The organism is Fusobacterium perfoetens ATCC 29250, assembly GCF_000622245.1.
GTDB lineage: Bacteria > Fusobacteriota > Fusobacteriia > Fusobacteriales > Fusobacteriaceae > Fusobacterium_B > Fusobacterium_B perfoetens.
Genome location: NZ_JHXW01000006.1, coordinates 35,278 through 55,664 on the forward strand (window position 1 = coordinate 35,278; position 20,387 = coordinate 55,664).

At 27.0% G+C, this 20,387-nt stretch carries 21 protein-coding genes; 10 read left to right on the forward strand and 11 right to left on the reverse strand.

The annotated features are described in order from the left end of the window. Positions 1-12: 12 nt before the first annotated feature. The 10 genes from lon to T364_RS0103390 form a co-directional block, all read right to left on the reverse strand. Positions 13-2,328 (reverse strand): endopeptidase La, encoded by a 2,316-nt coding sequence (lon, locus tag T364_RS0103345; protein WP_027128324.1) that lies wholly within the window; start codon positions 2,326-2,328, stop codon positions 13-15. Next, on the reverse strand, positions 2,318-3,577 hold the full coding sequence (gene clpX, locus T364_RS0103350) for an ATP-dependent Clp protease ATP-binding subunit ClpX (protein ID WP_027128325.1): 1,260 nt from the start codon (positions 3,575-3,577) through the stop codon (positions 2,318-2,320). The genes lon and clpX overlap by 11 nt, the downstream gene beginning before the upstream one ends. A 17-nt stretch (positions 3,578-3,594) precedes the next feature. Beyond that, positions 3,595-4,176 (reverse strand): ATP-dependent Clp endopeptidase proteolytic subunit ClpP, encoded by a 582-nt coding sequence (clpP, locus tag T364_RS0103355; RefSeq protein ID WP_027128326.1) that lies wholly within the window; start codon positions 4,174-4,176, stop codon positions 3,595-3,597. A 93-nt stretch (positions 4,177-4,269) separates the two neighbouring features. Further along, positions 4,270-5,556 (reverse strand): trigger factor, encoded by a 1,287-nt coding sequence (gene tig / locus T364_RS0103360; RefSeq protein ID WP_027128327.1) that lies wholly within the window; start codon positions 5,554-5,556, stop codon positions 4,270-4,272. A gap of 32 nt (positions 5,557-5,588) precedes the next feature. Further along, on the reverse strand, positions 5,589-7,283 hold the full coding sequence (gene recJ, locus T364_RS0103365; protein WP_211249023.1) for a single-stranded-DNA-specific exonuclease RecJ: 1,695 nt from the start codon (positions 7,281-7,283) through the stop codon (positions 5,589-5,591). A gap of 9 nt (positions 7,284-7,292) precedes the next feature. After that, the gene (rbfA, locus tag T364_RS0103370) at positions 7,293-7,655 is read right to left on the reverse strand and encodes a 30S ribosome-binding factor RbfA (RefSeq protein ID WP_027128329.1); all 363 of its coding nucleotides are present in this window, start codon (positions 7,653-7,655) and stop codon (positions 7,293-7,295) included. Positions 7,656-7,683: 28 nt separating this feature from the next. Next, positions 7,684-9,822, reverse strand: a complete 2,139-nt coding sequence (gene infB, locus T364_RS0103375; protein WP_027128330.1) for a translation initiation factor IF-2 — start codon at positions 9,820-9,822, stop codon at positions 7,684-7,686. Between the two features lie 10 nt (positions 9,823-9,832). Continuing rightward, entirely contained in the window at positions 9,833-10,360 is a 528-nt protein-coding gene (locus T364_RS0103380) for a DUF448 domain-containing protein (RefSeq protein WP_027128331.1), read from the reverse strand. Further along, on the reverse strand, positions 10,353-11,432 hold the full coding sequence (nusA, locus tag T364_RS0103385) for a transcription termination factor NusA (protein ID WP_027128332.1): 1,080 nt from the start codon (positions 11,430-11,432) through the stop codon (positions 10,353-10,355). The genes T364_RS0103380 and nusA overlap by 8 nt, the downstream gene beginning before the upstream one ends. Positions 11,433-11,460: 28 nt before the next feature. Continuing rightward, positions 11,461-11,937 (reverse strand): ribosome maturation factor RimP, encoded by a 477-nt coding sequence (locus T364_RS0103390; protein ID WP_027128333.1) that lies wholly within the window; start codon positions 11,935-11,937, stop codon positions 11,461-11,463. Positions 11,938-12,261: 324 nt separating this feature from the next. Here T364_RS0103390 and T364_RS10405 point away from each other — a divergent pair, with 324 nt between their 5' ends. The 5 genes from T364_RS10405 to T364_RS0103415 are packed head-to-tail and all read left to right on the forward strand — an operon-like array spanning position 12,262 to position 15,359. Beyond that, positions 12,262-12,717 (forward strand): MarR family winged helix-turn-helix transcriptional regulator, encoded by a 456-nt coding sequence (locus tag T364_RS10405; RefSeq protein ID WP_051532631.1) that lies wholly within the window; start codon positions 12,262-12,264, stop codon positions 12,715-12,717. Between the two features lie 3 nt (positions 12,718-12,720). Further along, entirely contained in the window at positions 12,721-13,530 is an 810-nt protein-coding gene (locus T364_RS0103400) for a transporter substrate-binding domain-containing protein (protein WP_027128334.1), read from the forward strand. Positions 13,531-13,533: 3 nt separating this feature from the next. Continuing rightward, entirely contained in the window at positions 13,534-14,319 is a 786-nt protein-coding gene (locus T364_RS0103405; protein ID WP_051532632.1) for an amino acid ABC transporter permease, read from the forward strand. Beyond that, entirely contained in the window at positions 14,309-15,046 is a 738-nt protein-coding gene (locus tag T364_RS0103410; RefSeq protein ID WP_027128336.1) for an amino acid ABC transporter ATP-binding protein, read from the forward strand. Before T364_RS0103405 ends, T364_RS0103410 begins: the two co-directional genes overlap by 11 nt. A gap of 16 nt (positions 15,047-15,062) precedes the next feature. After that, positions 15,063-15,359 carry a DUF6506 family protein gene (locus tag T364_RS0103415; RefSeq protein WP_027128337.1) on the forward strand — a complete coding sequence of 99 codons (297 nt, stop codon included), beginning with the start codon at positions 15,063-15,065 and terminating at the stop codon, positions 15,357-15,359. Between the two features lie 84 nt (positions 15,360-15,443). On the opposite strand, the gene T364_RS0103420 is transcribed toward T364_RS0103415, so the two are convergent. Beyond that, positions 15,444-16,214 (reverse strand): YlmH family RNA-binding protein, encoded by a 771-nt coding sequence (locus tag T364_RS0103420; RefSeq protein WP_035945288.1) that lies wholly within the window; start codon positions 16,212-16,214, stop codon positions 15,444-15,446. A gap of 146 nt (positions 16,215-16,360) precedes the next feature. On the opposite strand from T364_RS0103420, the gene T364_RS0103425 reads away from it, so the two are divergent. Genes T364_RS0103425 through T364_RS0103445 form a run of 5 tightly spaced genes read left to right on the forward strand, consistent with a single transcriptional unit; the run spans position 16,361 to position 20,380 of the window. Continuing rightward, positions 16,361-17,611 (forward strand): hypothetical protein, encoded by a 1,251-nt coding sequence (locus T364_RS0103425; RefSeq protein WP_027128339.1) that lies wholly within the window; start codon positions 16,361-16,363, stop codon positions 17,609-17,611. 2 nt (positions 17,612-17,613) lie between these two features. Beyond that, positions 17,614-18,387 (forward strand): MlaA family lipoprotein, encoded by a 774-nt coding sequence (locus tag T364_RS10410; protein ID WP_051532633.1) that lies wholly within the window; start codon positions 17,614-17,616, stop codon positions 18,385-18,387. Positions 18,388-18,405: 18 nt separating this feature from the next. After that, positions 18,406-19,188 (forward strand): MBL fold metallo-hydrolase, encoded by a 783-nt coding sequence (locus T364_RS0103435; RefSeq protein WP_027128340.1) that lies wholly within the window; start codon positions 18,406-18,408, stop codon positions 19,186-19,188. An 18-nt stretch (positions 19,189-19,206) separates the two neighbouring features. Continuing rightward, on the forward strand, positions 19,207-19,830 hold the full coding sequence (locus tag T364_RS0103440) for a uracil-DNA glycosylase family protein (protein ID WP_035945290.1): 624 nt from the start codon (positions 19,207-19,209) through the stop codon (positions 19,828-19,830). Next, positions 19,823-20,380: a 5-formyltetrahydrofolate cyclo-ligase gene (locus tag T364_RS0103445; protein ID WP_027128342.1), complete on the forward strand. Its 558-nt coding sequence runs from the start codon at positions 19,823-19,825 to the stop codon at positions 20,378-20,380. Before T364_RS0103440 ends, T364_RS0103445 begins: the two co-directional genes overlap by 8 nt. Positions 20,381-20,387: the final 7 nt, after the last annotated feature.

The following is a 20,387-nucleotide window of genomic DNA, read 5'->3' on the forward strand; positions in this document are numbered from 1 at the left end:
CTATAATAATCACTAGTCTTGTTTAAAAACTAACTTCTCAACATCATCATAAGTTTTAGCATAATGAATTGTAATATCTTTTTTAACTTCTGCTGGAATTTCATCAGCATCCACTCTATTGTCTTCAGGTAATATTACTTCTCTTATGCCAGCTCTATAAGCTCCTATAACTTTTTCTTTAACTCCACCTATAGCTAATACTTCTCCTGTTATTGTAATTTCTCCTGTCATAGCTATATCTTGTCTTATTTCTCTTCCTGTTAAAACAGATAATATTGCTGTAGTAATAGTGATTCCTGCTGATGGTCCATCTTTTGGAGTAGCACCTTCTGGGAAGTGTAAATGAATATTTTTATTTTCTAAGAAATCTTTTTCATCAATATTATATTTTTTGAAATTAGATTTTACATAAGTAAATGCAACTTCTCCAGATTCTTTCATTACATTTCCTAAAGTTCCTGTTAGGCTTAATTGTCCTTTTCCAGGTATTAATACTCCTTGAACCTCTAAAGTAACTCCACCTACTGAAGTCCAAGCAAGTCCATTAACTATTCCTACTTTATATTCTCTTTCTTTTAATTTTTCAGGTCTAAACTTAGGTTTTCCTAAATATTTTTCAAGATTATTTACATTAATAGTTAATTTATCAACTTTTTCTTTAACTACTTTTCTAGCAATTTTTCTATATAATGAATTTATTTCTCTTTTTAAATTTCTAACTCCAGCTTCTCTTGTATATTCATTTATTATTTTTAATATAACTTTATCTGAAATAGAAATTTTTATATCTTTTAATCCATTTTCTTCTTGAATTTGTTTAATTAAATATTTTTGAGCTATATGTAATTTTTCATATTCAGTATATGAAGAAAGATGAATTATCTCCATTCTATCTATTAACGGACCAGGTATATTTCTTAAATCATTAGCTGTTCCTAAGAAAAATACTTCTGATAAATCAAATGGAACATCTACATAATGGTCTTCGAAATGGATATTTTGCTCAGGGTCTAATACCTCTAACATTGCTGATGCTGGGTCCCCTTTAAAATCGCTTGCCATTTTATCTAACTCATCTAATAATATAAATGGATTTTTAGTTCCTGCTAATTTCATAGCTTTCATTATTCTTCCTGGCATAGAACCAATATATGTTCTTCTGTGTCCTCTTATTTCAGCTTCATCTCTAACTCCACCTAAAGAAACTCTTACAAATTTTCTTCCCATAGCCTCAGCTATTGATTTAGCTATTGATGTTTTTCCTACTCCTGGAGGTCCAACAAGACAAATTATAGTTCCTCTCATTTTTGGATTTAATTGTTTTACAGCTAAATAGTCTAGGATTCTATCTTTTACTTCTTTTAAACCATAATGGTCTCTATCTAATATTTCAGCAGCTTTTTCTATATCTAAGATATCTTTTGACATTTTTTTCCATGGCAAATCTAAAAGAACATCTATATAGTTTCTTGAAACTGACGCTTCAGCTGAAAAAGCTGGCATTTTACTCATTTTCTTTAATTCTTCATCAATTTTTTTCTTTACTTCAGCTGGTAATTTAGCTTTTTCAATTTTTTCTTTTAAATCTGAATTTTCTTCTTCTGGAGTATAATCATGAATTTCATCTTTCATAGCATTTATTTTTTCTCTTATATAATATGCCTTTTGAGCTTCATTCATTTTATTTCTTACTTTGTCTTCTACTTTTTTCTCAATTTCATTAATTTCAATCTCTTTTGATAGTATATCAAGAATTAAATATCCTCTTTCTTTAGTATCAAAGCTTTCTAATATTCTTTGCTTTTCTTGATTATCTATATAAAGATTATTAGCTATAATATCTAAAGCTCCATTAATATCTTTTGTAGATTTTAAATTAATTAGAAGTTCTGGTAAAACTTTTCCACCTAATTTACTGTATCTTTCAAAATATTCTAAAACTTTTCTATATACTGCTGTTGTTTCTTTATTTTCTGTATTTACACATTCAATTACTGAGTATTCAGCCTCATATTCTCCATCAACTTCTCTTGGATTTATAATTGTTACTCTATTTTCAGCTTCTACTAATAATTTTATTGTATTATTTGGCATTTTTACAGTTTGTAATATATTAACTATTACTCCTATATCATAGACATCTTTTGGTAATTCTGGATTTTCTACTAAAGAATCTTTTTGCATACCAAATAACATTTTACTATCTTCATTATCCATAACTCTTTCAAGAGTTTTGATGCTTTTATCTCTTCCAACATATACAGGAGTTACAACTCCAGGGAAGATAACTAAATCTCTAGTGGGTAAAAACGGTAATTTATTGTTCAATAGTTTCTCCTCCTCTTTTTATAATTTTTACTTTGTGATAATCATCAAGACTATCTACATCTACAATAACTTTTTCTACATCTTTCATAGATGGAATCTCAAACATAAGTTCCATCATTGTATTTTCTAATATAGCTCTAAGCCCTCTAGCTCCTATTTTTCTAGCTAAAGCTCTTTTTGCTACTTCTCTTAAAGCTTCTTCTGTTATTTCTAATTCTATATTTTCCATTTCAAAGAATTTTTTATATTGTTTTACTATGGCATTTTTTGGTTCCACTAATATTTTTAATAAAATATCCTCACTTAAGTTTTCTAAAGTTGTAATAAGTGGTAATCTTCCTACTAATTCAGGAATAATTCCTCTTTTTACTAAATCTTCTGGAGTTACTTTAGCAAATACTTTTCCCTCTTCTCCAGCTTTTTCTTTAGTCACATCTCCACCAAATCCCATATTTTTATTTAAAGTTCTCTTATTGATAACTTTTTCTAATCCTTCAAAAGCTCCACCAACTATAAATAAAATATTTTTAGTATCTATTTCTATAAGTGGTTGATTTGGATGTTTTCTCCCACCTTGTGGAGGTACTTGAGCCTTTGTTCCTTCTATTATTTTTAAAAGAGCTTGTTGTACTCCCTCTCCTGAAACATCTCTTGTTATTGAAACATTTTCAGATTTTCTTGCTATCTTATCTATTTCATCTATAAAAACTATTCCTTTTTCTGCTGCTTCTACATCATAATCAGCTGCTTGTAAAAGTCTTACTAAAACGTTTTCTACGTCATCTCCAACATATCCAGCCTCTGTAAGAGTGGTAGCATCAGCTATAGCAAAAGGTAAATTTAAAATTTTAGCCAATGTTTGAGCCATTAAAGTTTTTCCTGAACCTGTAGGTCCTATTATTAAAACATTAGATTTTTGTAATTCTATATCTTTAGAATCATTTTCTTCTAAATTTTTTATTCTTTTATAATGGTTATATACAGCAACTGATAAAACTTTTTTAGTTTCCTCTTGCCCTATTACATATTCATCTAATTTAGCTTTAATCTCTTTTGGGGTAAGTATCTCGGTTTTAGTAATATTGTTATTTTTTATATCTTCTAAATCTATTTCATCTTCTGGATATAATATATCATAACAAGCTTCTATACAGTTATCACAAATATATACTCCATTTCTACCTGAAAAAAGTTCATTAACTTCACTTTGAGGTCTTCCACAAAAAGAGCAAACAGGTTTATTATCCATTATATCACCTCTTTCTCCTAATCTCTACTAGTAAATACTTTATCAATAATTCCATACTCCAAAGCTTCAGTAGCTGTCATAAAATTATCTCTTTCAGTATCTTTAAGTATTTCTTCTTTTGTTTTTCCACAATTTTTAGCTAAGATTTCACTTAATTTATCTTTTATTTTTAATATCTCTTTAGCTTGAATTTCTATATCTGTAGCTTGTCCTTGAGCTCCACCTAAAGGTTGATGTATCATTACTCTTGAATTTGGAAGAGCATATCTTTTTCCTTTAGCTCCTGCTGATAAAAGAAAAGCTCCCATACTAGCTGCTTGTCCTATACATACTGTTTGTACATCAGGTTTTATATAATTCATTGTATCATATATTGCCATTCCTGAAGTTACCACTCCACCAGGACTATTTATATACATAATAATATCTTTTTCTGGGTCTTCTGCTTCTAAAAACAATAATTGAGCTACAATAGCATTTGCTACATTGTCATTTATCTCTGTTCCTAAAAATATTATTCTATCTTTTAGAAGTCTTGAATATATATCATAAGATCTTTCTCCATAACTTGTATTTTCTATAACTATTGGATTATACATATTTAACCTCCTTTTTATCTTTAGGCAAAAGATAAAAGTTTTTTTATCTTTCACTTAAAGGGACATTGGAGATAGTCCAATGTCCTAATAAAATTATTTTGCATTAGCAACGATGAAATCAATAGCTTTATTTAAGATAATTTCATTTTTTACATTAATTTCAAAGTTTTCAAAGTTTTTATTTTTTACTAACTCTTCTTTTAATGATTCAGCTGTCATACCATACATTTTAGCTATATCTTCCATTTTGTTGTTAAATTCTTCTTCAGTAGCTTCGATTTTTTCAGTTTCAGCTATTTTATCAAGGATTATATCCATTTTAACTTTGCTTTCGCTCATTGGAGCTAATTGATTAAATATAGCTTCGTGAGTCATTCCTGTCATTGATAAGTAAGATTTTAAATCCATTCCTTGAGCCATTAATTGTTGCTCTAATTCTGCTAATCTTCCTTCAACTTCTCTATAAACTAAAGATCTAGGTACTTCAAAGTTTGTTCCTTCTACAACTTTCTTTAATAAAGCTGCTCTGTATTGATTTTTAGCATTTTCAGTTTCTCTTTTTTCAACATCTTCTCTTGTTTTTGCTTTCATATCTTCAACAGATTCATATCCTAAAGTTTTAGCAAATTCATCATTTAATTCAGGAACTTTATCAAATTTTATAGCTTTTACTTTTACTTTGAATACAGCAGGTTTTCCAGCTAATTCTTTAGCATGATATTGTTCAGGGAAAGTAACATTAACTTCTCCTTCTTGTCCAACTTCATATCCTACTAATTGGTCTTCAAAAGTATCGATGAAAGAGTGGCTTCCTAATTCTAACATATGAGTGTCAGCTTTTCCACCTTCAAATGGAACTCCGTCGATAAATCCTTCAAATGATAATTCTACTGTATCTCCCATTTGAGCTTTGTGTCCAGCTTCATAATCAGTTAAAGTTGATTTTCTTTTTAAGATGTTTTGGATTTCAGTATCTAATCTTTCATCAGTCATTTGGAATTCAACTTTTTCAGCTTCTAATCCTTTGTATTGTCCTAATTCAAATTCTGGGAATACATCTACATGTACTACTAATGTAGCTTCTTCTTCAACTTTTAAACTTCCATTGTATAATGGGCTTACAGGTTTTAAGTTTTCATTTTTTATAACTTCACCAAAGAATTTTTTTATGATTTCATCACAAACTTGCTCTTCAGTTTCTTTAGCATATTTAGCTTTGATTTGCTCTAATGGAGCATGTCCTTTTCTAAATCCTGGGATTTCAACATCCTTTTGAGCTTTTGTTAATACAGCTCCTTCAATTGGATTGTACTCTTCTTTAGTTAAAGTCATTGTAACTTCTAAAGCAGATTTTTCAAGTTTTTTAATTTCGTATTTCATTTTTCCTCCTTAGTTTGTTTATATAAAACTTTTTATATTTGCTTTATACTTTTAACCCTGATATTATATCTATCTTTTCCTTTGATATTTATTTTTTCAGGATAATAAACTATTTTTACTTTTTTATTTAAATCTATATTTTCAATTTCATTAGAAAGATTGAAAGCTATAAAAGAAAATTCTTTTCCTTCTTTTTCTAACATTCCATTAAAATGCCTATCTTCAACACCGAATTTTTCTATCCATTTTATTTTAATGTTTTCATCTAAAAATAAAGGCTGTAAATTTTCAAGTCCATATGGGGAAAGTTTTTTCATATCTTGAATTAACTCTTCATCTATAGAAGTTACTGATAATTTCATATCCACCTCTATAATTTTTTCCTCTTTCTCCTTATCTATCTTTTCAATCTCTTTTGAAAACATCTCTTCTATTTCTGGTAAATCTTCTGTTCTAGCTATAAATCCCGCCGCTAAATCATGACCACCATATCTTACTAATTTTTCCTTTATCTTTGTAAAAATATTAAAAATATTTATTCCTGCTACACTTCTACATGAAGCTTTTCCAACTCCATTTCCTGTAGCAATTAAAATAACTGGTAATCTATATTTTATCGAAAGTCTTGATGAAACTACTCCAATTACACCTGGATGCCATTCTTCTGAAGTTAAAAAGATATATTTTAAATTCTTATAATCAGATTTTTGTTTTAAAAACTCTATTGCTTCATCATAGATTTTTTTCTCTAATTTTCTTCTAATCTTATTCATCTTTTTCATTTCTTCAATGATATTATATATTTTAAATTCATCTTCTTCTATAAAGAAATCAGCACCTACTTTTGACACTCCTATTCTTCCTAAAGAATTTATAAGTGGTGATATAAAATAACTTACATCTGTAGTAGTAATATTTTTATTTTGGAATTTAAGATATTTTAAAAGATAAATAAGCCCTTTTACCTTGGTATTTTTAAGAATTCTTAATCCATTACTTATTATTATTCTATTTTCATCTATCATAGGGACAACATCAGCTACTGTCCCTATCATAACTATATCTAAATACTTATATAATATATCTTCTGATTTGCCTAATTTTATTAGTAGAGCTTGTGCTAATTTTAAAGCTACTCCTGCTCCTGAAAGGTACTTAAACTTATAATTTTCACTTAGTTTTGGATTTATCATTATATATTCTTCATCAAACTTATCTTTTACAGATTTATGATGGTCTGTAACAATAATATCTATTCCAATACTCTTAGCATATCTTATATCTTCAATGGAATTAGCTCCTGTATCTACAGTAATAACCAATCTTCCATCTCTTTTCCTCATATAATCAGCTGTTTTTTTATCAAAACCATAAGTTTCTTCCATACGACTAGGAATATAATAACCTGTATCTATTCCTACTTCTCTAAATACTCTAACTAGGAAAGAGGCTGCACTTATTCCATCTACATCATAATCTCCATAAATATATACTTTTTCATTTCTATTCTTTTTTTCTATGATTTTTTCAACAGCTTCTTCCATTTTTTCAAAATCAAATGGGTTTCTAAGTAGTGACATACTTGAATCAATAAATTTTTCTACTTCGTTTTTTTCTGAAATTTTCTTATTTAACAAAAGTTTGGTTAAAATTTTTGATGTTTTCCACTCTTTTGATTTTTCTTCTATGATAGAATCTGATACTTCACTTAACTTCCATATCATCATCCATCATTCCTATTCCTGTTGAATTTTCAAATCATCTAATAATTTTGAAATTTTAACAGCATATTCTATTGAATCATCTATTTTTACTCTAATTTCTGGTACATATCTTAAGGCTAATTCTTCTGATATTTTTTTTCTTAAAAATCCCTTTATTTCATTAAGTCCTTCTTCAACTTTTGCTTTATTTACCTCACTATTTTCATCTGAATATATAGTAAAATATAAATCAGCAAATTTTAAGTCCTCTGTTACTCTAACTTTTACTAAAGAAACCAATCCTTTTACCTTTGGGTTTTTTACATCCTCTAGTAAAGTTTTTGATATAACTCTTAGTACTTCTTTTTCTATTGCTGCTAATCTTTGTTTTCTCATAGTTATCATCTCCTTTACTAGGCTTTTACTACTTAGTTAAATTAGTTAAAGTTCTTTTTACTTCAACCATATCAAATGCTTCTACTATATCTCCATCTTTGATGTCATTGAAGTTTTCTATTCCAAGACCACATTCTTGTCCTGCTACAACCTCTTTTGCATCATCTTTAAATCTCTTAAGTGACGCTAACTTTCCTTCATAAACTATAGTTCCATTTCTTACTATTCTTATATTAGAATCTCTTCTAACTTTTCCATCTACAACTACACAACCAGCTACATTTCCAACTTTAGCAACTTTAAAGATTTGTTTTATCTCTATTCTTCCTAAATATTGTTCTTTATATTCTGGTTTTAACATTCCTGTTAAAGCTTTTTCAATATCTTCTATAATTTCATAAATGATTGAAGATGTTCTAACTTCTATTCCAGAAGTTTCAGCTTCTTTTATAGCTTTTGTTGTAGGTCTAACATTAAATCCTATTATAATTGCTTGTGATACTTCAGCAAGTTTTATGTCACTTTCTGTAATAGCTCCTGGAGCTGATTGAATAACATTAACAGCCACTTCATTATTGTTTAATTTCATTAATGAATCTTTAAGAGCTTGAGCTGAACCTTTGGAATCTGCTCTTATAACTAAGTTAAGTTCTTTAACTTCTTGATTTTCTAAGCTTTCTGATAATGACTCAAGAGTTATAGTTCTCTTAGATTGCTCTCCTAATCTTCTTTCTTTAGCCATCTCTTCAACTATTCTCTTAGCATGTTGTTCATTTTGAATTACATAAACAGTATCTCCAGCTTCTGGAACACTATTAAATCCTATAATCTCTACAGGTTGAGACATTTCTCCTCTGTTTATTTTATTTCCTTTATCATCTATAATTGCTCTTACTTTTCCGTAAGATTCTCCAGCAACTACAACATCACCTATTTTAATATTTCCTTCTTGAATTAATATGTCTGCTACTGGTCCAACTTTAGAATCTAGTTTTGATTCAAGAACAACAGCTTTTCCTCTTTTCTTAGGGTTAGCTTTTAATTCAAGAATTTCAGCTGTAATAAGTATTGTTTCTAGTAAAACGTCTAAGTTTATCTTAGCTTTTGCTGAAACTTCTACAAATTCAACATCTCCTCCCCATTCAACTGAAACAAGTTCATGTTCCATTAACTCTTGTTTTACTCTCATAGGGTTAGCTTCTGGTTTATCAATTTTGTTTATAGCTACAATTATTGGTACTCCAGCTGCTTTAGCATGGGAAATGGCCTCTATTGTTTGTGGCATTACTCCGTCATCTGCTGCTACTACAAGAATTGCTATATCTGTTACTTGAGCTCCTCTAGCTCTCATATCTGTAAAAGCTTCGTGTCCTGGAGTGTCAACAAATGTTATTTTCTTTCCATTTTTTACAACTTGGTAAGCTCCAATTTTTTGAGTGATTCCTCCAGCCTCTCCTTCAACTACTTGTGTACTTCTAATAGCATCAAGTAATGAAGTTTTTCCATGGTCAACGTGTCCCATAATTGTAATAACAGGAGCTCTCTCTTCTAAATCAGATTCTTTATCTTCTATTTCAAGAGCAAATTTATCTCCAAAAGCTAATTCTTCTTGTTCTTCTTCCTCTACTAATACATCATAATCAGCTGCTATTTCTTCAGCTAACTCAATATTTATAGGGCTATTTATTGTAAACATTTTTCCTTTTAAGAATAATTTTTTAATTATCTCAGAACTGTTTACATTTAATTTCTCAGCAAAATCACCTAAAGTCATTTCACCTTTCATTTTTATGATTTTTATTCCGTCTTCTTCTACTACTTTTCCAACTTCAGTATCAGCTTTTTTAACAACGAAATCTGTTCTTCTTCCTTTTTTCTTTTTCTTATTTTTTTCTTTTCTATCATCATCAGAAGATTCATCATTATTTTTTTTATTTTTCATATTTTTATTTTTAGATTTTTTCTTTTTCTTATGTTCTACTACTTCATCATCTTCTTCTGGTTCTTCTTTAACAAAATGATTTTTTATTTTATCAACTTGTTCTTCTGTAAGTCCTGCTAAATGAGATGTCACCTCTATCCCTAATTCTTGAAGTAAATTTAAGAAGTCTTTATTTCCCATCTCATATTTTTTTGCCAACTCATGTACCCTTACTTTACCTACCATTTATACCTCCTTACTTACTGTTTTCAATAAGTCCTCGAGCTACCTTTTTATTTTTTATGGCAATGACATTAATTTCGTCTTTTCCAAATATCTCTCCTAACTGACTTTTATTTCCATAATGTACATAAGAGATATTTTTTTCTTTCAACTTATCTATAAGTTTTCTGTTATTTCTTTCACTTATATCTGTTGCAATTACTACAAAATTTATTTTTTCTATTTCTTCTAATATCATATTTATTCCAAAAACAAGTTCTTGTGAGTTTTTCATTGCTTTTAGAATCTTAAGGTAATCCTTTGACTCTTTTTTTAATAAATTAACCATTTTTAAAAGGTCTTCTATTGAAACCTTTATTTTTTTATGTTTTGAAAGTCTATTAAGACAATTATGTTCCTTACAAATATATTGTCCTCTAGACTGAACTATTTGTTTTTCATCTAAAACATAAATCCCATCTTTTTCTACTATTCTAAAAAGTTGTGATTTTTCTTTTTTAGACTTGCAAATTATACAAGTTCTTTCAGGTTGATTACTCATTTGCTCCCTCTACATCTTTAGTAGATTTTTTTTCTAAAACTTTAATATCAACTCTCATCCCTGTTAATTTTGCTGCTAATCTAGCATTTTGTCCATTTTTACCAATAGCTAATGAAAGTTGAGAAGGTTCTACCATTACTCTTGCTGTAGTTCCATCTTCTAAGATTTCTACACTATTAACTTTTGCTGGACTTAATACAGCTGATACAAATTCTTCCATTGAATCTTTCCATTCAACTATATCTATTTTTTCTCCATTTAACTCATCAACTATATTTTTTATTCTAAGTCCTTTTTGTCCAATACAAGCTCCTATAGTATCTATATTTTTATCTTTTGAATATACAGCTATCTTAGCTCTTGAACCAGCTTCTCTAGCTACTGATTTTATTTCTATTAAGCCTTCAGCTATTTCAGGAATTTCTAATTCGAATAATTTTCTTAATAAACCTTCATTTTTTCTAGAAATTACAACTCTAGGGAATTTATTAGTTTTTTCAACTTCAGCTACATAAACTTTTATTCTTTCTCCAACTCTATATACATCAGCTGGTGATTGTTCCATAGTTGGTAGAAAAGCTTCTGTCCCATCAAATTCTATAAAAATACTTCTTTTTTCATCTATTCTTCTGATAATTCCTGTCATAATATCAAATTCTTTAGCTTTAAACTTTTCATATATATTAGTTCTTTCAGCTTCTCTTACTTTTTGAATAACTATTTGTTTTCCATTTTGAATTGCATTTCTTCTAAATTCTTCACAATTTACAGGAACTTTTACAATATCTCCTATTTTACAATTTTTCTTTGTAACTTCTTTTGCATCAGCTGGACTGATTTCAAGTGCAGCATCATATACATCATCTACTACTTTTTTAATTTCGTAAACTTTTATCTCTCCACTTTCTCTGTCAATCTCAACTTGAACATTTTCTTCTTCACCAAAATGTTTTTTATAAGCTGCCAAAAGAGCTTGTTCAACTGTTTCTAATAAACTTTCTTTACTAATTCCTTTTTCTTGTTCTAGAGTAGCTAGTGCTTCAAGAAAAATTTTTCCATCTTTTCCTTTCATTATTTTCCTCCTAAAGTAGACTTATAAATTAAATATTTTTGAAGTCATATACTAAATTAGCTTTTCTAATTTCTTTAAATGGTATTTCTAACATTTCTTTGTTGGTTTTAAGAAAAACAGTTTCATTTTCAAATTTTTCTAAAATTCCTTCAAAATTTTTATTTTCATTTATTTTATGTTTTAAACTTACTTTTACTTTGTTTCCTACAAATCTAACATAATCTTTTTCTTTTTTTAATGGCCTTTCCACTCCAGGAGAAGAAATTTCTAAGAAAAATTTTTCATCGATAATCTTATCAATATCATCTTCTACTGCAACACTAACCTTAGCACAATCATCTAATGAAACCTCTTTATCTAAGAACTCAATATAAATTCTTACATAAAAATATCCACCTTCTTGAAGATATTCAATATCAACTAATTCTAGTCCTTGTTCCTTCAATACAGGTAAAACAATCTTTTCAATTTTTCCTATTATTTCATTTGTATTTTCTTTTGACAATCATGTCACCTCACTTTCATTTTTAGCCATAAATAAAGAGTGGGTTGCCCCACTCTCTCCACAAGCTAGTATAATTAATCTATCGTATTATATCATAATTTTTCAAAAAAATCAAATTATTCTTTAATAAAATGATTATTTTTTATTGTAGAATTTTTATTTATGTTGAGCAATTTATCTATCTTTTTGTTATTTTCTTCATGAATTTTTTTTAGACTTTTTTTATTAAAAAAAAGTTTTATATAAAAGTATTTTTCATTGACAAAAAATATTTAAAAGTGTTAAAATACTTTTATATAAAAGTATTTTCAGGAGGTAATTTTTATGAAAAAAGAAACTTTCTCAAATAAAATCAGTAATATTAGATATTGTTGTAATTCCTTAATCAATCAAGAACTTGCTAATTATGGTTTTCCAGAATTACAATCATCTTATGGAGCAATTATCTATACTCTTTTTAATTATCATCCTCTTACTATGAAAGAATTAGCTGAAAAAGTCCAAAGGGACCCTTCAACTCTTACTGTTTTAGTTAGGAAATTAATTGAAAAAGGTTACATAAAAAAAATTGATAACGAAAAAGATTCACGTTCTAAATTAATTATACTTACTGAAAAATCATATAAAGCAAAAAAAGTTTTTGATAAAATTTCTAAAAAATTAAATAGTGTTATTTGGGAAGATTTTTCTGATGAAGAAATAAAAAATCTTTGTGATGGTTTAGAAAAAATTCATAAAAATTTAAAAACTTTTAATAAATTAGAAAATAATGGGAGGTAATTTATGAAAAAATTATTATTATTTTTTATTTTAATAACAGGAATATTATTTACAAGTTGTGGAGAAGAGAAAAAAACTAATGAAAATAAACCTTTAATTGTTGGTATGGAACTTGCATATCCTCCATTTGAAACTAAAGATTCTAATGGAAATCCTACAGGAATAAGTGTAGATTTTGCAAAAGAATTTGGGAAATTTATAGGAAAAGATGTAAAAATAGAAAATATAGCTTGGGACGGACTTATTCCATCTATTCAAACAAAAAAAGTTGATATGGTAATTTCATCTATGACTATAACAGAAGAAAGAAAAAATATAGTAGATTTTTCTATTCCTTATGCTAATTCTCTTTTAGGAATGTTAATAAATAAAAACTCTCCTATTAAGGATGCTCAAGACCTGAATAAAAATAATATAACTATAGCAGTAAAAACAGGCTCTACTGGATTTATTTATGCTAACAAATATCTAACTAATGCTAAGATAACTTCTTTAGCTGATGAAAGTGCTTGTGTTACTGAAGTTATCCAAGGAAAAGCTGATGTATTTTTATATGACCAGCTTACTATATATAGAAATTGGGAGAAAAATCAAAATACTACTAAAGCTGTATTTATCCCTTTCCAAAATCCTGAAAAATGGGGTGTTGCTGTTAGAAAAGGAGATACAGAACTTTTAAATAAAATGAATGAATTTATAGAAAAATTTAATAAAGAAGGTGGCTTTGATAAGTTAACAGAAAAATATCTATCTGAAGAAAAAGAAAACTTTGATAAATTAGGCTTCAAATGGTTCTTTGATTTAGATGAATAGGAGATGATTAAAATAAAAAATTTATTTTTAGTTACTGATAAAAAAATATCTCTCTCAAAATTTTTAATAAATATTTTTATTTTAGGAATAATAATTTTTTCTGTTGGATATTTTTCATTTAAAAAAATAGGACTTACTCTTGATTTTAGTTTTTTAATTCTTTTAAAATCAAGATTGATAAAAGGTTTTCTTATGACTTTTTATATAAGTCTTGGAAGTTTTATTTTAAGTTCATTGATAGGTATAATTACTGTATTATTCCAAAAGTCTAATATAATTATTCTAAAATATATTTCTCTTTTATATGTAAAATTTATAAGAGGAACCCCCCTTATTATGCAAATCTATTTATTTTTCTATATAATTGGTACTGCTTGGGGAATTGAAAATAGATTTATTGCCGGAATAATAATTTTATCTACATTTGAGGGAGCATATATTTCTGAGATTTTAAGAGGTAGTTTAGATTCTATTGATAAAAGTCAATTAGAAATTGGAAAATCTGTAGGATTTACTAAAAAACAAACTTTTAAATTTGTTATTTTTCCTCAACTAATGGCTAGAACTATGCCAGCTCTTACAGGGCAATTTGCTTCTATTGTAAAAGATTCATCACTTTTATCTATAATAGCTATAATAGAATTAACTCAAACTATGAGAGAAATTTCAGCTACAAATTTTAAATTATTTGAATCTTATATGGCTTTAGGATTACTTTATCTTGTATTTACTCTTCCACTTTCATACATAAGTGAGAAACTAGAAAGGAGGTTTAAATATGAAAGTTAATCTAAAAAATCTTTCTAAAAGTTTTGAAAATAAAAGAACAGTTTTAAAAAATATTAATTTTCATGAAGAGGTCCATTCACTTGCTATTATAGGTCCATCTGGTGGAGGAAAGTCTACCCTTTTAAAAATAATTGGTGGACTTATTAATCCTACTAGTGGAGAAATAGAGATAGATGGAAATAAATTATCTTTTTCTGAAAATGAGCTTTTTAAATATAGAAAATCTATTGGATTTATATTTCAACAAGATGGACTCTTTAAACATATGACAGTTCTTGAAAATATTATTATTCCTCTTATACATGTTCATGGTTATGGTGAGGAAGAAGCAAAAGAAAAAGCCTTATCTCTTTTAAAAAGATTTGGACTTGAAAAAGAAATAAATAAAAAACCTTTTGAATTGTCTGGTGGACAAAAACAAAGAGTTGGCATTGTTAGAGCTTTAGCTCATAGACCTAAATTTTTATTATTTGATGAACCAACCTCTGCCTTAGACCCTGAATATACTGTAGAAGTTTTGGATATCATAAAAGAACTTAAAGATGAAGGTATTGATTTTATAATAGTAACTCATGAAATGGGATTTGCTAGACATGCTTGTGATAAAGTTTGTTTTTTATATGATGGAGATATATTAGAATATGGAGATAGCTCAGAAATTTTCACTAATCCTTCGTCTAAAGAATTGAAAAAGTTTTTAGGAAAAATTTTAGAATGGAATATATAATTTTTAGGAGGGATTTATGAAAAAGAAATTTGCTTTTATTTTAATGGGAAAAGATTATTCTGAAAAAGATAATGCTACTTTTGAAACTGAAAATTGTGTAACATATATCTGTACTGTAAGGAGTTTTGAAGAAGCTTATAAAAAAGTTTTAGAATTAAAAGAAGAAGGAGTTGGGGCTATAGAAATTTGCGGAGCTTTTGGAAAAGAAAGAGCTGAAAAAATTATAGAACTCACTGATAACAAAGTAGCTGTTGGATATGTGGTTCATGACCCTAAACAAGATGATTTATTTATGAAATTTTTTGGTAATTAAAAATTTATATTTTTTAGTATTATTTTAGATGTAGACAAAAAACAATTTTTTTGTCTACATTTTTATAATAACTCGATAATAATTTTATATAAATTTCTTCATCAATACTTTTACTTTACCCTTTTTATTTTCTCCCAATTCTTTAGAAAAAATAAATTTTCCAACTTTTTTAATAGTTATAACATCATTTTCTTTTACTTCTACAGATTTATCTCTTTGAATATTATAATTTAACATTACTAATCCCTCTTCTATAAGAGTAACTGCCTTTTGTCTAGAAGTATTAGCAATTTCAGAGACCACACTATCAAATCTAACTGACGGGATAGTGATAATTATTTCTTGAAACTCACTTTTAGGAATTTCATTTTCATCTATTTCAAATATTTTTACAGGAACATTTGAAACTTTTTCAAGCTCATCTAAAAAACTAAACTTTTCTTTATAAATAACTCCATAAGCAATATTATCCTTTACAATCAAATCTCCTAAAATCTCCCTTTTTATTCCAAGACTCATTATTGTTCCTAAAAAATCTTTATGAAGCAACTCTCTAAATTTATTTTTTCCATCAATTTTAAAATAAGTGAGATTAAATTCTGGCATATCTTGAGAAAAATTTTCAGGAATAATAATTATATTTTTCTTTTCACTATCCTCTCTCAAACCTTTAAATAAAAATCTCACATTATTAATATTTGTTTTTTCTAAAATACTCCAAATATTAGGAGGATAAAACTCCTCTGTTTCTATATAATAATCTATATTGTTAGCAAGTTCTATATTTTCCCACAACTTTACAATTAAATCTTTATTTTCTTCCTTAAAAAGATTCAAAAAATTCTTCTTATCCATATTTCTTCCTTTCCTTTTTTCTAAATTATATCACAGACTTTTCCCTTTTCCACAACTATTATTTTATAATTTTTACTCTTTTATAAATTCCATAATTATGGTATCATATAATATAAAATTACATTAATATAATTGAGGTAAAAATTATGAAAAAAATTATAATAATCATGCTTATGTTGTTGGGGATAAATTCTTTTTCTTATGATTTCCCTTTGAAAGACCCATATATTGCCACAGTATTTGGTTCTTCTACTCTTATGACACAGGGAGTTATTGAGAAAATACCATTAAAACTTTATAGAACTGAGCTTATCTCTACTAGAGAAATTCCAGAAAATTTAGAATATCAAAAAGGATATAAATTTTCTGTAGCTTTACAAAAGAAAAAAGCTCCTCTTGTATTTATATTATCAGGTACAAGTTCCAGTTCTACATCATTAAAGACTCAATATTTCCAAAGAATTTTTTATACTGCTGGATACCATGTAGTTGGTATTTCATCTATTACTAATACAAATTCATTGGTTGCTCTTTCTTATGAAAAAATACCTGGAAATTTAATGAATGATGGAATGGATATTTATAGAGGATTACAATACATTAAAAATTTAGTAGAGAAAAAAGCCCAAGTTGAAGATTATAGTATTATGGGATATAGTTTAGGAGGAACTCACTCTGCTATAATATCTTTTATTGATAGTAAGGAAAAAGTATTTAATTTTAACAAGGTATTTATGTTAAATCCTGCTGTAAATCTTTATGAATCAGCTACTATATTAGATAATATGTTTGTTGAAGGTACTGATAATAATGTAGATAATTTCTTTATAAAGGTAAATAGTCTTATGGGATTACTTTCTAGTTATAGAGATGGATTTAAAGATATTTCTGGTAATCCTTATGAAGTTTTAAAAGCTCTTAATGTTACTGAAAAAGATTTAAAAATGGGGATAGGTTTTGTATTTAGACTTAATTCCATTGATATTAACTTTTTAACCGATTATGTTAATGATATGAAAGTTTATTCTGATAGAAAAATTGAAAAATATGAAAATATGGGTAAATATTTTGAAAAAATAAATTTTGCTAATTTCCAAGATTATATTGATAGAATAGCTTTACCTTATTATCAACAACATTATAAGAAAAATTTAACTAAAAAAGAGTTATCTAAATTTACAGATTTAAAAATGATAGAGGATTATTTGAAAACTGCTAAAAATATTAGATGTGTAACTAATAAAGATGAAATTATCCTTACAAAAAAACATTTTGATTTCTTAAAGAAAACTTTTGGTAAAAACTTATATATCTACCCTTATGGAGGACATTGTGGAAATATGTTCTATCAAGAAAATGTAGATTATATGCTTAAGTTTATGAAAGAGGGGAGATAATTATGAAAAAATTATTTAAGATAACTTTATTAGTTTTAATTTCTTCTTTTATGATTTCATGTTCATCAGTAGATAAAAAAGTAAAAGTATCTAATCAAGAATATATAGAACTTCAAGTGGAAGAAGATAAAAATATATTATTTGGTAAAACAGATTATCTTTCTCCACTTAATAGAAGGTTTTATGCTTTTAATCGTTTTGCTGACAGAACTGTTATCTATCCTGTAATGACAACTTATGATTACTATGTACCTAATTTTGTACAAGATAGACTTAAAAATTTTGTTAGTAATTTTGGAGATATTAGGAATACAACAAACCTTTTATTACAATTTAGAATATTAGAAGCTGTAGAATCTACTTTTAGATTTGCTATTAACTCAACAATAGGACTTTTAGGGATGTTTGATGTTGCTAGTGAAATGGGAATTAAAAAATACCAAGAAAGTTTAGGAAATACTTTAGCTTACTACGGAGTGGGAGAAGGATTTTATATTATGGCTCCTTTAATTGGACCTACTACTTTAAGAGACAGTATTGGACTTGGGGCTGAAGGATATGGTCTAGCTGAACTTGACCCATATGATGTTATTAATATAGATGTAGGAACTATTTGGTTTTCTACTTTAGTTGGTTTTCAAATGAAAAAAGATGCAAATGTTTATTTTGGGGAATCTGATTATATATTTGAATATGAATATCTTAATTATTTAAGTTCAAAATTGAGAGAACTTAATTTACAACAAGCAAAAACTACGAGAAAAAATATTTTTTAATTTATAGAAAGGATAAAAATGGAAGTATCTATACTTGGAAGTGGAAGTGGTGGAAACTCTACTTTTGTAAATATCGATGGTGTTAAAATTTTAGTTGACGCTGGTTTTAGTGGAAAAAAATTAGAAGAAAAATTAAATAATATAGGAGAAACTCTTACTGAGATAAAAGGAATTCTTATTACACATGAACATACAGACCATATTCAAGGAGCTGGTATTGTTTCAAGAAAATATAATATTCCTATCTATATAACAAAAGAAAGTTATTTAGCAGGAAGTGCCAAATTAGGAAAAATCTCAGAAGGTAATTTAATATTTATTGATACCTTTGAATTTATTATAAAAGAAAAAATAAAAGTTCAACCTTTTGATGTTATGCATGATGCTGAAAGAACTGTTGGGTTTAGAATAGAGGAAATTTCTTCTGGAAAAACTTTAGGAATATCCACTGATATTGGATATATTGATACCCGTGTAAGAGCATTTTTTAGAGATGTAAATATTATGATAATTGAATCGAATTATGATTATCAAATGCTTATGGACTGTAATTATCCATGGGATTTAAAAGATAGAGTAAAAAGTAGAAATGGACATCTTTCAAATAATGATGCTGCTAGATTTATATGTGATAATTATTCTTCTAATTTAAAAAAAGTATATCTTGCTCATATAAGTAAAGATAGTAATAAATTTTCTATTGTTTCTCATACAATAACAAGTGAAATGAATAGAAGAAATATCAGTATTCCTGTTGAAATAACAACTCAAGATACTGTTACAGAACTTTATAAATTATAATACAATGAGGTGATACTTATGGAAAATAAAAAAGAACTGTGGGAAGATCTTTCTTTTGAGATAAATAAATTTCCTAAAATTCGTGAATCCCTAGAAGAAGATGAGGAAACTTTTGTAGGTAGTGGAAATAAAAATGCTAATCTTCTTTTTATTGGAGATGAAAATGACCTCTATGAAAACGAAGATTTAAAAGTTTCAATAGGCTCTACTGGAGAATTTTTGATAAGACTTTGTGATATGGGAGAATTTATTCCTGAAGATTACTACATAACTACTCTTACAAAATGTAAAATAAAATATAAAGATTTTTTCTCTGATGAACAAGATTTCTTAAAAGAATTACTTCATATGCAAATTGCTCTTATTGAACCAAAAATCATTGTAACTTTAGGACAATATTCAGCTGAGGCTCTACTTGGTAGAGAAGTAGACTTTGTAAAAGAAAGAGGAAAACTTATAGATTGGAAGGCTGGAATAAAAGTTTTAATAACTTATGATGTTAAATATATAAAAGAGGTTCGTGAAAATAGTGGTAAAAAATCTAAAGCACCTCTTGAATTTTGGAAAGATTTACTTCTTGTAAAAAAAGAATTAGATATTTTAAATTCTACTAATAATGAGGAAGAAAGTAACAATGAATAATGAAAGAAAAAATACTCTTAGAAAAGAAATTAAAAGAAAAAGAGAATCTTTATCTTTAGAAGAAAAAAATTTATTAAGTAAAAAAATAATATCTAATTTTTTAAATGAAGATATTTTAAAAAATTCTAAAACTATTATGAGTTATATGTCTTTTAAAAATGAAGTTGAAACCAAAGAATTAAATAATTTTATAAAATCTCAAGGAAAAACTTTAATATTACCAAGAATTATTAATAATGAAATAGTTCCTATAAAAGATGAAGGAAATTTTTTCTCTGGAGTTTTTGGAGTTACAGAACCTATTGGAGAAATTTTTAAAGAAAAAATAGATTTAATAATAGTCCCTGGTATTGTTTTTAACAACTTAGGAGATAGAATTGGTTTTGGAAAAGGGTATTATGATAGATTTCTTTCTAATCCTCTTTATAATGATTCTTTTAAAATATCTCTAGTTTACTCTTTTCAAATAGATAATAGCTTTTCTGGTGATATATTTGATAAGAAAGTTAATAAGCTTATAACAGAAAAAGAAATAATAGAAATTTTATAAGTGGTTA

Coding starts and splice junctions, on each gene's coding strand:
- clpX (WP_027128325.1), bottom strand. CDS start 3,577: ATGGATAATAAACCTGTTTGCTCTTTTTGTGGAAGACCTCAAAGTGAA.
- clpP (WP_027128326.1), bottom strand. CDS start 4,176: ATGTATAATCCAATAGTTATAGAAAATACAAGTTATGGAGAAAGATCT.
- tig (WP_027128327.1), bottom strand. CDS start 5,556: ATGAAATACGAAATTAAAAAACTTGAAAAATCTGCTTTAGAAGTTACA.
- recJ (WP_211249023.1), bottom strand. CDS start 7,283: ATGATGATATGGAAGTTAAGTGAAGTATCAGATTCTATCATAGAAGAA.
- rbfA (WP_027128329.1), bottom strand. CDS start 7,655: ATGAGAAAACAAAGATTAGCAGCAATAGAAAAAGAAGTACTAAGAGTT.
- infB (WP_027128330.1), bottom strand. CDS start 9,822: ATGGTAGGTAAAGTAAGGGTACATGAGTTGGCAAAAAAATATGAGATG.
- T364_RS0103380 (WP_027128331.1), bottom strand. CDS start 10,360: ATGAGTAATCAACCTGAAAGAACTTGTATAATTTGCAAGTCTAAAAAA.
- nusA (WP_027128332.1), bottom strand. CDS start 11,432: ATGAAAGGAAAAGATGGAAAAATTTTTCTTGAAGCACTAGCTACTCTA.
- T364_RS10405 (WP_051532631.1), top strand. CDS start 12,262: ATGAAAAAAGAAACTTTCTCAAATAAAATCAGTAATATTAGATATTGT.
- T364_RS0103400 (WP_027128334.1), top strand. CDS start 12,721: ATGAAAAAATTATTATTATTTTTTATTTTAATAACAGGAATATTATTT.
- T364_RS0103405 (WP_051532632.1), top strand. CDS start 13,534: ATGATTAAAATAAAAAATTTATTTTTAGTTACTGATAAAAAAATATCT.
- T364_RS0103410 (WP_027128336.1), top strand. CDS start 14,309: ATGAAAGTTAATCTAAAAAATCTTTCTAAAAGTTTTGAAAATAAAAGA.
- T364_RS0103415 (WP_027128337.1), top strand. CDS start 15,063: ATGAAAAAGAAATTTGCTTTTATTTTAATGGGAAAAGATTATTCTGAA.
- T364_RS0103420 (WP_035945288.1), bottom strand. CDS start 16,214: ATGGATAAGAAGAATTTTTTGAATCTTTTTAAGGAAGAAAATAAAGAT.
- T364_RS0103425 (WP_027128339.1), top strand. CDS start 16,361: ATGAAAAAAATTATAATAATCATGCTTATGTTGTTGGGGATAAATTCT.
- T364_RS10410 (WP_051532633.1), top strand. CDS start 17,614: ATGAAAAAATTATTTAAGATAACTTTATTAGTTTTAATTTCTTCTTTT.
- T364_RS0103435 (WP_027128340.1), top strand. CDS start 18,406: ATGGAAGTATCTATACTTGGAAGTGGAAGTGGTGGAAACTCTACTTTT.
- T364_RS0103440 (WP_035945290.1), top strand. CDS start 19,207: ATGGAAAATAAAAAAGAACTGTGGGAAGATCTTTCTTTTGAGATAAAT.
- T364_RS0103445 (WP_027128342.1), top strand. CDS start 19,823: ATGAATAATGAAAGAAAAAATACTCTTAGAAAAGAAATTAAAAGAAAA.